Raw genomic sequence first — 14,099 nt, forward strand, 5'->3', positions numbered from 1 at the left:
AAGGACGGGCAGAAACAGCATGCAATCCAAATCGGCAAGCAACGTAAAGATCATCGACGTGTCGCATCATCAGAGCGACCGCGGCGCGATCGATTGGGCCGCCGTCCGGGAGGACGGCGTCGCGGGGGCGTTCATCAAGGCGTCGGAGGGCGGTTCGGGCCGGGATAAGGCGTTCGCGGCCAACGCTGCGGGCGCGGCCGCGGCCGGTCTCAAGGTCGGCTTCTACCACTATGCCCACCCCGAGCTGAACGCGCCCAAGGCGGAAGCGGCCAACTTCGTGCGCGCGGTCGAAGGCCGGAAGGCCGACTTCCCGCATGTGCTCGACGTGGAAGGCGAGGCCAAGCAGATCGGGGCGGAGAAGCTGACCGCCTGGTGCGCCGAGTGGCTGCAGGAGGTCGAGCGGCTCGCCGGGCATCCGGTCATGATCTACACCGGCGCCAGCTTCGCGCGTTCGAATCTGGGCCAAGCGCTCGGCAAGTGGCCGTTATGGGTGGCCCATTACGACACGGACACCCCGATGGCGAACCCGACCTGGGCGCAGTGGGCCGTCTTTCAATATACGAGCGAAGGCGCCGTTAACGGAATCCGGGGCAATGTCGACGTCAACGCGATGGAGCAATCCTTCTTTGACGCCTATGGCGGCCGGCCGGACGGCCAGTCCGCCGACGAGGACGCGGTCAAGATCGTGGTCAACGACAAGCTCGCGGGCTACGGCCGCATCCTGGACGGGCACGCGTACGCGCCGCTGCAGCAGCTCGGCGACGCGCTCGGCCTGCAGGTGGCCTGGAACGAGAAAGAGTCGGCCCCCTACGTGGACGGCCGAGCGGCCCGCCCGTTCCAGCTGATCGGCGGGAAGGCCTACATCGCCGTCCGTTCGGCCGCGGAGCTGCTGGGCGGACAGGTGTCCTACGATGAGGCGGCGAAGAAGGTCCATTATTACAGGTAAAATCGATTACGGTCAGCGTCGTTGCCGCGGTCGCCAGCATCGTCGGCATTGGAATGAACCACAAGGCGCCGAAGAAGCCCGAGGCCGCACCGCATGAGGCGGAGCCGGCCAAGTAAGCGGCCTTCGGCCTCTTGGGTTGCAAGCTTCACGCACGTTCATCAGTCATATGCGTATCGTTATATAAGCTTGAGTTAAATTAACGCTCTAGAGCAGCCATCCCTTTCGTCAGAAAAGGGATGGCTTTTTCAATGTAATCCTCCGCGGTAAGGGAGCTATTGACTTGCCAGTCCAAGCAGGCTCCGTATAATTCCCAACTGAGAATGAACGACCAGCTTTCGGCTGCTTCCTTTTCCGTTTCCGGGTATTGCTCCGCGATCAGGTGGCGAAATACGGTTTTCATTGCGCCTTTAATTTTATCTTCAACCACCGGGCGAATGGATTCGTAGCTTTTTTTGCAGGTGATGCTTAGCTCCTTCTGAAACGTTGCGATCGCGAGGAACACCTTCGCGACCGAATCTTCATTCAACCGCGCATGGCACTGCAGGCTGCTTTGCACGTTTTGAAGGAGGTACTCGGTGAGGACCGCATCAAGTAAGTCGTGTTTATCCGCAAAATGCGCATAAAAAGTGGCGCGGTTCACCGTTGCGGCATCGGTGATATCTTTGATCGAGGTGCTTTTGAAATCATGGCTGCGCAGCAAAGTCTCGAAAGCATCGACGATGAGCTTCCTCGTCCGCATCACCCTTGGGTCCGTCTTGACTTCAATCTCCATCATATTCATCCTCCCCGCGAATTGAACGACATCCCGCCTCTATCGTTGTGTAAGCTGCATATATCGAAAACTAACGGTTGTGACCGGCATGACGATCGAATAGACTCGATTATACAACATCTGTTGCCTAAGCAAAAGGTGTAGTTCACTTTAAGGGGGAGAAATGTTAGTGGATATATGGATTTGGATTTTGCAAGGGCTGTTGGCCGCGATGTTCGTCATGGGGGGATTAGGCAAAGTGTCGGGCGCGAAAGCTCAGAAGGATACGTTCGATCATCTGAGATTGCCGCAATGGTTCCGCTGGATAACGGGCCTCGTCGAACTCGCGGGCTCCGCGCTCTTGATCGGCGGATACTGGAATACGGATATCACGATCGCCGGAGCGCTCGTCATCGGGGTGACCGCGATCGGCGGAACCGCCGCCCATTTGCGCGTGAAAGATGGATTCAAGCAAACCTTTATGATCGTATTGTTGGGCATTATTGCATTCTTAATCGCGGGTTTGAGTTAACCCCTTTTTTTCGAAACGAATGGATTGCATGATTCGGGATATCCTTAATACGATACCCGGATATTCCTAACGCCAAGGAGGTATTAAACGATGGGAATCCTTGAGAATAAAGTCGTGCTGATCACAGGGACGGGAGGCGGTCTGGGACGCGTAGCGGCGCTTGCCTTCGCCCGTGAAGGGGCGAAAGTCGTGGGCAGCGATATTAACGCCGCCGCCAATGCCGAGACCGTCGAGCTTGTGCGTAAAGCCGGCGGCGAAATGACAGGCATCGCGCCGGTCGATCTCACCGACCACGAACAGGTTCGAGAATTGGTCGAGTCGGCCGTGAAGGCATATGATGGACTCGATGTCGTATACAATAACGCCGCTATTCAAAAATTCGGACCCATGCCCGATTTTTCAATCGAAGATTGGCGGACGACCATTGCGGGCGAACTGGACATTCCCTTCTTCGTATCCAAGTATGCGTGGCCGCATTTGGTCCAAAGAGGAGGGGGCGTCATTCTTAACGTGGCATCCATTTCCGGCATGATCGCCGGCGAGACGCCTCCGATGGTCGGGCATGCCGCGTCGAAAGCCGGCGTCATCGCCATGACTAGACAGCTCGCTCTCGAAGGCGCGGGTCAAGGAATCCGCGCGGTGGCGATAAGTCCGGGCCCCTTTTTGACGCCGGCCAGCGACCGTGATCTAGGCGACAATCAGGCGGCTCGGGAGGCGATCACGAAGAAGACGCTCCTTAAGCGCTTCGGTCAACCCGAGGAGCTCGTGGAACTCGCCGTCTTTCTCGCCTCGGATCGCGCAGCTTATATTACGGGCGTCAATTACGCCGTTGACGGCGGAGCGACCGCCTGGTAAAGCCGTTCCGAAGCGCGCGGCTTATACTTAAACACCTTCAACCGAAGCTCTCGCATGTCGTAACGGCGGAGACGAACTTGAAGGTGTTTTTTATTTCGCGGTTTTGCTGGTCTTAAGTGCAGCCCAGGCGGGTTCATTGTCCGCCGTGCCACCGTGCAGGATGAAGGAACGGGGCTGAATCTGCCGAATCTAATTACGAACGACTCATCTTGACAGGTAGCGGATTGCCGAGAGAAAAGGCTATGGCGGCCATGGTTGCGCAAGGCTTTGAAAGCACCTTCAGGAGCTCGAAAATGACATGGCGAGCTAGCAATAACGAGACTAGATCACTTAACGAAAACACGGCAGCGATCGGCTGCCTCTGTTTTACCGGGAAAGGCAATCTTGCAAACATGCGTCACATTCCCACCGCCTTGATTGTCATTACTAGTATCAAGCTTGAAAGAGGTGAGAAATTGGACGTCAACGGCGGGAACGAATGGATAGAGAACCTGATCGATCGGTATTACGATGCGATCTATAAGTACTGTTACCACATGCTTCGGCAGCGTCAGGATGCAGAGGATGCGTCACAGGAGATTTTCGTAAAAACGCTGAAAAGCCGGAAGGTTCAACATCAGATCCAATCCGAAGCGGCCTGGATCTACCGAGTCGCGCATAACCATTGCTTGAATATCCTCAAGAAACGAAAATTGCTTCAACTATTGCCTTTCGTGCCGGGACGAAGCAGTGATTCCTATCAGGACGCAGCCTTGGCCCATGTGGAATCGTCATTCGACATAGACCGCATGCTGTCTTGGTTGTCCGCGGAGGAGCGTTCCATCATGGTGCTGCGGGTTATCGAGGGCCGGGCCTATGAAGAAATCGGAGCCATCATCAATCATTCGGCTGCCGCCGCCAGGAAGAAATTCGAGCGAGCCAAACGAAAGCTTCAACAGTCGCTTCAATCTGGACAAGGAGGACACGAACATGAACAAACGATCCATTCATACATATGAGCAGTTCGAGGAAGCATGGAAGAACGAGCCTATTCCCAGGCCCCGACTCAGGAAAGCAGCCTTATTGCCTACGAATTCCGATGATCCGATATCGCGCAGGCTCATGCCTTTCACGGTTGCGGTCGTTTTACTTTGCCTAGCCGCCATCGCTGCCTCCGGGCCTCACGCGTATGCGGTCTTCTCCAGGCTCGTTCTTCATGATTCGAATCACAACGCCGTTTTGGAGTATAGGCAGTCCCCGAGCGAGCGCGCAGCGACCGATCGTCGGATTGAGGGCCTCCTCTCCCAGTACGCCAGCAAAATGTCGGAGGCGGAACAATCGTTAGCATTCGGAGAGGCTGCGGTGTTCTTCATTGCGGAGGCCTATCGAATAGATGGCCATTACTTCCCGCTGCAGCAAGCTAAGTTATTCACGGGCATCGAGCAGATGAGGAGCGGGATTCCTGCGGCATTCATGGCTCCGGGCGAAATCATCCCGTCCTACAAGTTCTCCGAAGGAACCATCCGCTATAAGACCGTCCCTGTCGAGCAGGCGGAGTTGGAGCAATGGGACGCTGAAGCGCATGCTTCGGATCGTCCTTACCTGATCAAGCCGCTCAAGCTGACCCATCAAGTCGAGCGGGTCGAATTCAGTTATGTGGATAAGAGCCATCCTAGTGTTCCGGCGATTAACGTCAATGTGACCGAATCCACCGGCTTTACAGGTACAAGCCATCTTGATGATCAGGCTGAGATCATCGATACTAACGGGCTGGACGTGATATACGAACCCCAGCAGCGCACGCTGACTTTCGTCATTCAACGGGACGATACCATGCTGCAATATACCGTTCTAGGCAATGGCTTTACAACGAAAAAGGATCTTCTGCTCGCGGCTGACAGGTTAATCGATTCGCGTTAAGCACAACAACTCGCGCTCATGTCCGACAGCCATTAGCTATATAGATTCAGTATTCTAACGCCGGGCGGACCGGTGCTTCGGATGCGCCTCGATGCGGCGCGGACGCCAGGGGCGGACAAGAATTCAACGACGAACGGGAGTGAAGCGTGATGAACCAGGCCAAGCTGACGGAATACCGCATGCTGAACCGGCATGCCAAAAAAGGGCAAATCGTATTTGCGGGCTCTTCGCTCATGGAAGGCTTCCCGATTCATGAACTGCAGCTGACGCTGGATCTGGGTCTTGACCGCGTCATCTATAATCGCGGCATCGGCGGGACGACGACCGCGGACCTGCTGCAATCGATGGATGCCTGCATCTTGGACTTGGAGCCAAGCAAGCTCTTCATCAATATCGGCTCGAATGACATCGCGGCCGTGGGGATGGCGGGGGGCGGCAAAGCGGCGCTGCTTGCGAATTACGCGGCCATCATGGAGCAGATCCAAGCGGGGCTGCCGCGGTGCGACGTATTCGTGATGGCCTACTATCCGGTCAATGCGCAAGCGGACTTCGGCCTCGCGCCGTCCGAGAAGGAAGCGCTGTTCGCCACCCGGACGAACGCCAACCTGCTGGAAGCAAGCGAAGCGATCGAACTTTTGGCCAAGCGGCATGGGTTTTCGTTTATTAACGTGAACGAAGGCTTAACGGACGGGGACGGGAATCTGAAGCCGGAATTCACCGTGGAAGGCATCCATCTGTGGCCGAACGCCTATTCGGTCATTCTGGGCAATTTGAAGAAGTATTTGTAAGCCGCAGGCTTAAGGCGTGGTCGTGCAGGCGCTGACGGCAAGACTTCGGGGCCGTGCGGGGAAAGGCGGATGCAAACAAGGCAACCGGTCGGAATGGGCCGGTTGCCTTTTCATGTGCCGTCCGCCCGCTTGGAGCGTCAAGCTTGTCCTTTATCGAAATAGTAACGCTTGTAGTTGCGGACGTGACCATAGAAATAACGCGAGACGCTGAGGATCCGCTTGGCGTTCAGATCCTTGGCGTACCAGAGCGACCGGATCACTTTCTTGTCCCGGTACAGCCGATTGATCTCGGCGGACAGCGCCGGATCGGTGACGTAGCGGTCCAACACCTTCTTCGGCACGTTCGACCACAGCGCGGTGGCCCGCCCGTACACGCAGTCGGTCTCTTTGCCGTAGACGACCCGGTCGATCATCGCCTGGAGCATGTTTAATCCGGCCGCCCGGACGAACAAACTGCTGCGGCCCAGACGCGGGTTGATCTCGAACATCATGTACTTGCCCGTCCGGCTGTCGAACTTCATGTCGATGTTGGAGAAGCCGACGTACCCGATGTGCTCCAGGAAGGCTTTGATCTTCTCGTAAATGGCCATATCGGAGCGGCTGATGATCGCCGCATAGTTGCCGAGCGTCTTCGGCGCGTATTCTTCGAGCACGGGCTGGCCGAGGCACATCATTTTGACGTTGCCGTTGTCGTCCGAATAGCTGTTAATGACGCGCATGGCACTGTCGCCGCCGGGAATAAACTCTTGAATGATCAATTTCCCTGTGTAATTGGAGGTGTTCATATTGCGGACCATCGTTAAGTAGTCCTCGCGGTTGTTAAAGAAGTACACTTTCTTCTTGCCTTCGAAGTGGCAGTAGAGGTACTCGTACGCATTGCTGTTCTCCGGCTTGACGACGATCGGGAATTGAAAATCCATGCGGCTCAGGGCGTCTTCCCGCTCATGCGGCTCGCAGACGACCGTCTTCGGGTAGTCCAACCCGAATTTCTCGCACAGCTCGTAGAACTTGTCCTTCGTATCCAGCGTCTGGAGCAGCGCGCCGGAGATGAAATGATTGGCGATCAGGCCATTGAACCGGCTGTAGTGGCGGGACAGCATCCCGGCGTAATAATCCGAACACGGGATGACGACCAGCTTCCGGTTCGGGGCGGCATGCTTCTGCAGGATGGACAGCAGCGCGCCGGGGAAGACGTCTTCCTGGTCGAAGCGATCGATCTGGATGAGGTCGAACAACGTGCTGTGCATGGTGGGAATCAGCAGACGCGTGCAGAGCAGCAGCGGCTTGATCCCGTACGTTTCATGGATCAGCCGGACGTTGCCGTACGCGTTCTCGTCGCTGCCGAGGATAATCGGCAAAAAGTCGGTAGTCTTCATAATTTCTCCTCGTGGATGAATTCGCCGGACAAGCGAGCCCGGCGACAACTGGTAACAGTATACTCCTCCCTCGGTCAATCCTCAATAGAGGCGCCTGGGCTGCGGCATGATGCGGCTCCCGCCATTGCTTCGGCATGTCTGGCGAGGATGAAAAACGCTTCGTTCGATCATAATAACGGGGAAGCACGAAAGGATGAGACATTATACTTGACTGTTCGTTCTTGAATAAGGTATGATGAATTCGTCAAGGCGATCGGTGTTCGCTCATTTGGGAATGATTATTCTAATAATGGAACGCAAGAAAATCAACGTTCCAAGCCGCGATTCGATGGATCGTGTTCATGCCAGAGGGGCTATTTTTTTACAACGTAAAAGAATAATTATTCTTAAATGGCATATCCGACCGCCGACAGCCACAACGAATAAATCATAAGCGAAAGAGGAGAGATCATCGATGAATATCGCGAACCAAATCGCGCTCGTAACCGGAGCGAACCGAGGACTGGGCCTGCAGCTTGCCCGCGAGCTCGTTGCCCGGGGGGCAAAAGTATACGCGGGAGCGAGAAACCCGCAAGCCGTCGACATTCCGGGGGCGATCCCGCTGCAGCTCGACATCACGGATCCGGCATCGGTCGCCGCGGCGGCCGATGCCGCTAAGGACGTGACGCTTCTCATCAATAACGCGGGCACCTCGACCGGCGGTTCGCTGCTGGAAGACGATCTGTCCAAGATGCACCTGGAATTCGACACGCACGTATTCGGCACCCTAGCGATGGTTCGTGCGTTCGCTCCGGTCCTCGAGCGGAACGGCGGCGGGTCGGTTCTTAATATTCTCTCCGTTTTGTCCTGGTTTACTACCGGCGGCGCCGGGGCGTATTCGACGGCCAAAGCGGCGGAGTGGGGCATGACGAACGTGCTGCGGGTGAATCTGGCGCCGCGCAACATTCGCGTCGCCGGCCTTCATGTCGGCTTCATGGACACCGATATGACCGCTCGCGTCGACGCTCCGAAATCGAACCCTGCGGATATCGCCAAAATCGCCATCGACGGCCTGGAAGCGGACAGCTACGAAATCGTGGCCGACGAGATGAGCCGCAACGTGCAGAAGGGTCTTGCCGGCGGCGTAGCGGCCCTCTATCCGAATTTGTTCAAGAACGACGCGAACTGATCGGTGCCGACCGCGAGTGGCGCATAGCATGTCTAATAATGAGTCGGAACGGCCTTAAGCCGTTCCGGATGAACGGGAACCGCAGCCAAGTGGCTGCGGTTCTTTTTGTTGCGCTTGCCCGTCCTCATCGGCGGCTTCACCGCTTCGGGGCGCGACTCCGGACCGTAACGCCGTCTGCCATTTCGTCACGGTCCAATGAGCGATTCCAATCAACATTTACAATCCCTACACATGGAGGACTTGTGAGGTTTAGACGAACGGCCTAGGACTTTATGCGGACAGGCGGAGCCGCGCTGCCGTCTCGTTAAACCGTTTACATTTCAATGGCGGTGAAGGGGAGAGCGGTTACAAGTCGCGAATACGGCAATGCGGGACTTGTAACCCAACCTCCGCTTCCGCTTACGAGTATAAGCAGCAGCTTTCGTAAGGGCGTAACGTACAAGAAAAAGTTAACATATGCCAGCGAATAAATCGTGCTTTGCCTTTACGAAGGATTTAACCGGCGTTGACACGGGAACAATTGATGCCCCCTTTCATCCGGCTTATAGTAATGCAGGGTTTATTAGATTTATAGGAGGGAATGCAGGAGTGAAGAAAGGGTTCAGGCTGACAAATCGCATGCTCGCCATCGTGCTGATCTGGACGTCGGTTTTTGCCGCTGCGGGCTATTCCGCGGTGCAGCATGCCAACGCCCGGACGGCGGCGGTGAACGTCTTCGCGGCGGCTGGCGTTACGGCAACCGCGAGCGGATACGCGTCGGATGAGTTTGCGCCGGCCAACGCGATTGACGGAAATAGAAACAGCGGCAAATGGATCACCGAAGGCGACGATAGTCTGCCGACGGCGGAACGTCCGTACTGGCTCGAGGTCGATGCCGGCGAGGAGGTAACCGTGCAGCAGTTCGTGCTTGCGCATGCCGGATCCGGCGGCGAACAAGCGGCATACAACACGAAGGATTTCACGATCGAGACGAGCCGCGACGACGTGAACTGGACGCCGGCCGTTACCGTGACCGGCAATACGGAAGGCTTGACCGCGCACGATTTGGACAAGCCGGTGAAGGCGCGGTACTTCAAGCTCGCCATCACGAATCCGGGCATCGCGGATCCCGCGTCGGGCAACTACGCGGCGCACATCTACGAATTCGAGGCGATGGGTTTCCGCGCCGATCCAGACGCGCAGCAGCCTTATGCAGCCGAACCTGAAGCGGGCAAAGGAACGGTGCAAGGCGCGGCTGGCAACGTCCACGGCTTGCTCGCCGAGTTCTATGCGGGCACGGGCGCGGCCAATAACTTCGCGTTCGGGGATTACAAAGGGGCGACGGTCGACCCGCTCATTAATTTTACCGACCTGAATCCTATCCTGACCGGCTACACGGGCGGGGAAGACAACGCGAACATCCGGTGGACCGGCCAGATCATGGCGCCGGCAACGGGCGACTATACCTTCTTCATGCAGGGCGACAACGGCTTCAACCTGTGGATCGACGACAAGCCCGTCATCGAGCACTGGGTGAACGATTGGGATAAAGAAATCACGAGCGCGGCGGTCCATCTGGAAGCCGGCCGCAAGTACAGCTTCAAGATCGAATACTTCGAAGACTTCGGCGGCTCCAACCTGTACCTGCGCTGGTCGTCGCCGACGATGGCGAAGGATTTCGTGCCGAGCAGCGCGTACTACCTGCCGGCCGATTATACCGGCGCTGTCGCAAGCACCGCGCTGGCGGACGGCAAGACCGTGACGCTGACGCTGGTATCCGAGCTCGGCCAGCTGCCGGCGGGCCTGAACGCGCACCTGACGCTGACGGCCGACGGAGCGCCGGTCGCCGTGCGAAGCGTCGCACCGGCGGATGCCTCCGGCGTCACGCTGACCATGGCGAAAGCCATTCTTCCGGGTCAGCGCCTCGCGCTCGCGTACGACGGACTCGGCGGCTTGAGCTACGCGGACGGTACGCCTGTCGCGGCGTTCAAGTTTACGCCGTCCAACCTCTCCGAAATCATCAATTATTCGCCGATCGCGATCGCGATGTCGATCCACGGCAGCGCGAAGACCAATCGCGCGTTCGCGTGGTACACCCGTTACGACCGGCCGGAGAACGCGCCGGCGAACGCGAAGGACAGTATCGTCGAGATCGTGCCGGCGGGCGAGGAATTCGGCTCGCCGAACGCGAAGCGTTTCGCGGCCAAGCCGGAAGACACGCGCGTGCTCAACAATCTGCAGATTACGAGCGGCCTGACGGGCTCGTTTATCTCCCATAAAGTGCTGGCCGAAGGGCTGACGCCGGGAACGGCGTACAAGTACCGGGTTGGCGCGGACGACAACTGGAGCCAGACGGGCAGCTTCACGACCGAAACCAACGACGGGAAGCCTTACAACTTCCTGTACATGACGGACTCGCAAGGCTCCAGCACGCAGGATTACAGCGTATGGGCGAACACGATGTCCCAAGCGCTGAAGCATGTCGCGGATCCGCGGTTCCTCGTCATGACCGGCGACCAGGTCGACGCGGGCAAGCTGGAATCCCAGTGGCTGGATTACTTCGGCCAGCCGCAGGACATGCTCATGAACCTGCCGATTCAAGCGGCGGTCGGCAACCACGAAGGTCCTTATAACGATAACTATTACTATCATTTCAACTATCCGAACGACGCCATCCCGGATCCGCTGCCTCCGGGCAGTGTATACGCGTTCGATTACGGCGACGCGCACATTATGATCCTCAACACGATGGATATGAGCTGGGACGCCCGCCAGTCGGCAGCCTTCGAGAAGGAGGTCGAATGGCTGAAGCACGAGGTGGCGAAGACGGACAAGAAGTGGAAGATCGTCGCGTTCCACAAGGCGATCTACTCTGTCGGCAACCACGCCAAGGACGCCGATATCTTGGCGCTTCGCGAGAAGATGTATCCGATCTTCGACGATTTGGGCATCGACGTCGTGCTGCAGGGGCATGACCATACGTTCATGCGATCGTTCCAAATGTACGGCAACAAGCCGATCAAGGACGTAACGAAGGACAGCGAGGGACGCGTCGTGAATCCGGGCGGCACGCTGTACATGATCAATAACTCGGCGGCCACGAAATTCTACGAGATTTCGATTCCGGATCCGGCTTATGCGGCTTACATCGAGCAACCGAAGGTCGCGATCTATTCCGGCGTCAGCATGACCGAGAACAGCTTCAAGATCGACTCGTACAAATCCGGTCAGGATACGCCGTTCGACACGTATTCCATCTTCCGGGACGACGCGAAGCCGGCGCCGGTCGTCAACTTGACCGCGGTCAAGTCGGACAACGGCAAGCGGACGATCACCTGGACGATGCCGGCGAACGACGATGCGAATAACCCGGTTCGCGAATTCCGTCTCTACGAAGCCGCGGATCGGCTCGGTGCGAACTGGAGCGTTACAATTCCGGTCACGGGCACCCAACAGGACTATCAATACGTCGTCGACGCGACCGATCCGGACCAAACGCTCGAGTTCGTCGTGAAGGCTGTCAACAAGCGCAACAACTCCGACGCCAGCGTGGCGGCGAGCGCCGGCGATCAGCCGGCCGCGCCGACGAATCCGGTTGTCGACGATGCGCACAATACGTTCGGCTGGACGAACGCGCCGAAGTATGCGGAGCCGGCGGATTACGAATTCAGCGTGGACAACGGCGCAACGTGGAAGCCGGTCTCGGCGAATCCGCAGCCGGTCGGCGACGCGGACTATGCGGCAGGCGCCGTACGGGTGCGCGTAGCGGCCAACGCGGCTCGCGGCATTTCGGCGGGCGCACCGCTCGTCTCGCCGAAGGCGTTCACGAAGAACGATGTGCGGGATACGTACCTGCTTACGGGCAGCATCGAGCGGGACGACGCCAAGAACAAGCTGAAGGTATCCGTGAACGTCGAGTCGCTGACCGAATACGGCGGCGAAGCCTACCTCGTCTTCCAGCTCGTGAAAGGCGACGGCACGACGCCGGGGCTGCTCAGCGCGGTGCGGCTGAAGCAGACGAAGATGGCGGTTACGCAATACTTTGATCAAGCAGGCGCGGACGCGCAAGTGAAGGTGTTCGTCGTGAATCAATTCGACAGCGGCAAGAAGCCGCTGGATACGACGCCGGTACAGCTGGCGAAGCCGATCGTGCTCCAATAACGGCTGGAAAGAGAGGACTGCAAACGTGAAAAAGGTTTTGGCGGCCATGCTGGCGCTGCTCTTCGTACTGGCGCCGGTGTCCGGTTACGCCGCGGCGAAGTACACGCTCGAGCTGAATGCGGACAAGCTGCAGCGCGGGGAGCGGCTGACGCTTTCCGGAACGGCGGAGGGCGACGTGAACGTGAAGATCGTGAGCCCGGACAAAACGACGTTTTATCTAGACGTCATCGAATCGGCCGGGGGCAGCTTTAAGAAGACGATCACCATCCCGCAAGAAGCGGACTTCGCGCCGTACGGCGTCTACCATCTCGCGGCGAGCAACGGCGCCGCGACGCTGAGCAAGACGTTCGCGGTTACGGATGCGGACGGTAATTATCCGCAAGAGCCGTCCGAGGGAGGCGGAGGCGGCGTGATTATCGCGCCGCCGTCGAACGCGATTCCGGCCGACGCCGGCACGGCGACGGGCAGCGGCATCGAGCCCGATCAGGCGCCGAATGGCACATACATCGTCGGCAGCGATACGCTGACGTCCGCGGCTGGTCAAGCCGGCGACGCGGTGACGATCAAGCTGCCGGCATCGTCCGGCATGTCCGGCAGCGCGCTGGAGTTCCCGGCGCAAGCGCTGAACACGCTGAGAAGCAACCACAAGGATCTCGTCATTGTCTCCGGCAACGCCACGGTCCGCATTCCGGCGGAAGCGATCGCGGCGGACAACGCCGGTCAGGAGACGAATATCCGCATCGTGCTGAACACGGCACTGACGGACGACGCGAAGAACGCCATCGCGGGCTCGCTCGGTTCGAACGCAGACTACCATAGCAGCGGCGCGGTCGTTACGGTCGCTATCCAGCTCGTATCGAGCGGCACGGCGACCGAGATTCACGACCTGGGCAAGCCGGCGACGGTCAAGCTGAAGCTGACGAACGAGCAGGCGAAGACGGTCGCGGCGGATCTGGCCGGCGCGTACTTCGTGAACGGCAGCGAATTGGAGTACGTCGGCGGCAAAGCGGAGAGCGGCACGTTCACGTTCCTGGTGAACCACTTCTCGACGTACGCGATCCTGGAATACGCTAAGACCTTCATCGAGATGAAGGGCCACTGGGCGGAGCAGGCCGTGAAATCGCTGGCCGCGAAGCATATCGTAACCGGCGTGGACGAACGGCATTACGTGCCGGGACGCGGCATCACGCGGGCCGAGTTCGCAACGATGCTCATGCGGAGCGTCGCGTGGAACGGCAAGGCGGACGTGCCTGCGGGCACTGATCCGTTCAAGGACGTACCGGCCGGCAGCTACTACGCTGATGCCGTGACGCAAGCGGCTTCGCTCGGGATCGTGACGGGCTACCAAGGCGCGTTCCGTCCGAACGACGGCATTACCCGCGAGGAAGCGGTCGTGGCGCTCGTGCGCGCGGCCCAATATTTCGACCTTGCGTCTCCGGGCAAGGGAGCGCCGGCTTTCGCGGACGCGAAGAGCATCTCGGCGTGGGCGGCGACAGCCGTGAACGAGGCCTGGACCCAAGGCTTGATTGAAGGCGACGGCAAGCAGTTCCATCCGAAGAAATCCGTGACGCGCGCCGAAGTGGCCGTCATGATCGGCCGGCTGCTGCCGGCCGGTTCCCTGTAAGACGAACGAAGGAGGACCGA

General features: G+C 58.4%; 11 protein-coding genes. 9 read left to right on the forward strand and 2 right to left on the reverse strand.

All coding sequences use genetic code 11. The features are described from left to right. Positions 1–19 precede the first annotated feature (19 nt). Positions 20–946 (forward strand): GH25 family lysozyme, encoded by a 927-nt coding sequence (locus ACFPB1_RS06200; protein ID WP_379223049.1) that lies wholly within the window; start codon positions 20–22, stop codon positions 944–946. A gap of 196 nt (positions 947–1,142) precedes the next feature. Here ACFPB1_RS06200 and ACFPB1_RS06205 read toward each other — a convergent pair whose 3' ends face one another. Next, positions 1,143–1,721, reverse strand: coding sequence for a TetR/AcrR family transcriptional regulator (locus ACFPB1_RS06205; protein WP_379223052.1), 579 nt, complete (start codon positions 1,719–1,721; stop codon positions 1,143–1,145). A gap of 166 nt (positions 1,722–1,887) precedes the next feature. On the opposite strand from ACFPB1_RS06205, the gene ACFPB1_RS06210 reads away from it, so the two are divergent. From ACFPB1_RS06210 to ACFPB1_RS06230, 5 genes are all read left to right on the forward strand, one after another. After that, positions 1,888–2,229 carry a DoxX family protein gene (locus tag ACFPB1_RS06210; protein ID WP_379223055.1) on the forward strand — a complete coding sequence of 114 codons (342 nt, stop codon included), beginning with the start codon at positions 1,888–1,890 and terminating at the stop codon, positions 2,227–2,229. A gap of 90 nt (positions 2,230–2,319) precedes the next feature. Beyond that, a complete protein-coding gene (locus ACFPB1_RS06215) occupies positions 2,320–3,084 on the forward strand; it encodes an SDR family NAD(P)-dependent oxidoreductase (protein ID WP_379223057.1) in 765 nt (254 codons plus the stop codon). Positions 3,085–3,326: 242 nt separating this feature from the next. Next, the gene (locus ACFPB1_RS06220) at positions 3,327–4,082 is read left to right on the forward strand and encodes an RNA polymerase sigma factor (RefSeq protein WP_379223059.1); all 756 of its coding nucleotides are present in this window, start codon (positions 3,327–3,329) and stop codon (positions 4,080–4,082) included. Next, positions 4,054–4,983 (forward strand): hypothetical protein, encoded by a 930-nt coding sequence (locus ACFPB1_RS06225; RefSeq protein ID WP_379223061.1) that lies wholly within the window; start codon positions 4,054–4,056, stop codon positions 4,981–4,983. Before ACFPB1_RS06220 ends, ACFPB1_RS06225 begins: the two co-directional genes overlap by 29 nt. A 149-nt stretch (positions 4,984–5,132) precedes the next feature. Further along, positions 5,133–5,771: a GDSL-type esterase/lipase family protein gene (locus ACFPB1_RS06230; protein WP_379223063.1), complete on the forward strand. Its 639-nt coding sequence runs from the start codon at positions 5,133–5,135 to the stop codon at positions 5,769–5,771. A 137-nt stretch (positions 5,772–5,908) separates the two neighbouring features. Here ACFPB1_RS06230 and ACFPB1_RS06235 read toward each other — a convergent pair whose 3' ends face one another. Continuing rightward, entirely contained in the window at positions 5,909–7,147 is a 1,239-nt protein-coding gene (locus ACFPB1_RS06235) for an ATP-grasp domain-containing protein (RefSeq protein ID WP_379223065.1), read from the reverse strand. A gap of 454 nt (positions 7,148–7,601) precedes the next feature. Here ACFPB1_RS06235 and ACFPB1_RS06240 point away from each other — a divergent pair, with 454 nt between their 5' ends. From ACFPB1_RS06240 to ACFPB1_RS06250, 3 genes are all read left to right on the forward strand, one after another. Next, positions 7,602–8,315, forward strand: a complete 714-nt coding sequence (locus ACFPB1_RS06240) for an SDR family oxidoreductase (protein ID WP_379223067.1) — start codon at positions 7,602–7,604, stop codon at positions 8,313–8,315. 588 nt (positions 8,316–8,903) lie between these two features. Further along, positions 8,904–12,455: a discoidin domain-containing protein gene (locus tag ACFPB1_RS06245; protein WP_379223069.1), complete on the forward strand. Its 3,552-nt coding sequence runs from the start codon at positions 8,904–8,906 to the stop codon at positions 12,453–12,455. 25 nt (positions 12,456–12,480) lie between these two features. Then, the gene (locus ACFPB1_RS06250; RefSeq protein WP_379223071.1) at positions 12,481–14,079 is read left to right on the forward strand and encodes an S-layer homology domain-containing protein; all 1,599 of its coding nucleotides are present in this window, start codon (positions 12,481–12,483) and stop codon (positions 14,077–14,079) included. Positions 14,080–14,099 lie beyond the last annotated feature (20 nt).

It is taken from the genome of Paenibacillus sp. GCM10023250, assembly GCF_042653205.1.
Classification (GTDB): Bacteria; Bacillota; Bacilli; order Paenibacillales; family Paenibacillaceae; genus Paenibacillus_Z.

What these genes read in the sequence shown, in the direction of transcription:
- ACFPB1_RS06230 (WP_379223063.1), top strand. Translation starts at nt 5,133, where the DNA reads ATGAACCAGGCCAAGCTGACGGAATACCGCATGCTGAACCGGCATGCC.
- ACFPB1_RS06240 (WP_379223067.1), top strand. Translation starts at nt 7,602, where the DNA reads ATGAATATCGCGAACCAAATCGCGCTCGTAACCGGAGCGAACCGAGGA.
- ACFPB1_RS06200 (WP_379223049.1), top strand. Translation starts at nt 20, where the DNA reads ATGCAATCCAAATCGGCAAGCAACGTAAAGATCATCGACGTGTCGCAT.
- ACFPB1_RS06220 (WP_379223059.1), top strand. Translation starts at nt 3,327, where the DNA reads ATGGCGGCCATGGTTGCGCAAGGCTTTGAAAGCACCTTCAGGAGCTCG.
- ACFPB1_RS06235 (WP_379223065.1), bottom strand. Translation starts at nt 7,147, where the DNA reads ATGAAGACTACCGACTTTTTGCCGATTATCCTCGGCAGCGACGAGAAC.
- ACFPB1_RS06225 (WP_379223061.1), top strand. Translation starts at nt 4,054, where the DNA reads ATGAACAAACGATCCATTCATACATATGAGCAGTTCGAGGAAGCATGG.
- ACFPB1_RS06215 (WP_379223057.1), top strand. Translation starts at nt 2,320, where the DNA reads ATGGGAATCCTTGAGAATAAAGTCGTGCTGATCACAGGGACGGGAGGC.
- ACFPB1_RS06205 (WP_379223052.1), bottom strand. Translation starts at nt 1,721, where the DNA reads ATGATGGAGATTGAAGTCAAGACGGACCCAAGGGTGATGCGGACGAGG.